The following is a 956-nucleotide window of genomic DNA, read 5'->3' as shown; positions in this document are numbered from 1 at the left end:
TTGTCGGTGACCGATGCCCAGCGGGTGGTGCTGGAGGGCTGGATGCGGCGTCGTTCGACGGCCCAGGCTCTGGCCTTGCGCTCGCGGATCGTGCTGGAATGCGCCGAGGGGCACTCGATCATGGAGGTGTCCCGCCGGCTGCGGATCACCCCGGACACGGTCCGCACCTGGCGGCGCCGCTTCCTCGAACGGGGCCTGGACGGCTTGTGTGACGACCCGCGGCCGGGTGTCCCGCGGAAGATCACCGACGCGGACGTCGAGCGCGTCATCGTCAAGACGCTCGAGGAGACACCGAAGAACGCCACCCACTGGTCGACGAGGTCGATGGCGGCGGCCACGGGAATGTCGCAGTCGACCGTCTCGAGGATCTGGCGGGCGTTCGCCCTGGCCCCTCACCGGTCACAGACGTTCAAGCTGTCCACCGACCCTTTGTTCATCGACAAGGTCCGCGACGTCGTCGGCCTCTACCTCGATCCGCCGGAGAAAGCCCTGGTCCTCTGCGTGGACGAGAAGTCGCAGATCCAGGCTCTCGACCGCTCTCAGCCAGTGCTGCCGATGATGCCCGGCGTTCCTGAACGCCGCAGCCACGACTACGTCCGCGCCGGCACCACCACCCTGTTCGCCGCCCTGGAAGTGGCGACCGGCAAGGTCATCGGCTCGCTTCACCGCCGCCACCGGGCCGCGGAGTTCAAGAAGTTCCTCGCCAAACTCGACAAGGAAGTCCCGGCCGGCCTCCAGGTCCACCTGATCCTGGACAATTACGCGACCCACAAGACACCCGACATCAAGAAGTGGCTGCTGACGCATCCCCGGTTCCACCTGCACTTCACGCCAACCAGCGCGTCCTGGCTGAACCTGGTCGAGCGGTGGTTCGCCGAGCTGACACAGAAGAAACTCAAGCGCGGCGTCCACCGCTCCGTCCAGGCCCTCGAACGCGACATCAGGTCCTGGCTCGC

Annotated in this window: 1 protein-coding gene; it reads left to right on the top strand. The window is 66.8% G+C overall.

Annotated elements, in window-relative coordinates; all coding sequences use genetic code 11:
* On the top strand, positions 1–956 hold a 956-nt coding region (locus tag QC283_RS39385; protein WP_443032760.1), incomplete at its 3' end, for an IS630 family transposase.

The organism is Streptomyces sp. DH41, assembly GCF_029813785.1.
Taxonomy (GTDB): Bacteria; Actinomycetota; Actinomycetes; order Streptomycetales; family Streptomycetaceae; genus Streptomyces.
This window is presented reverse-complemented; position numbering and strand designations above follow the sequence as displayed.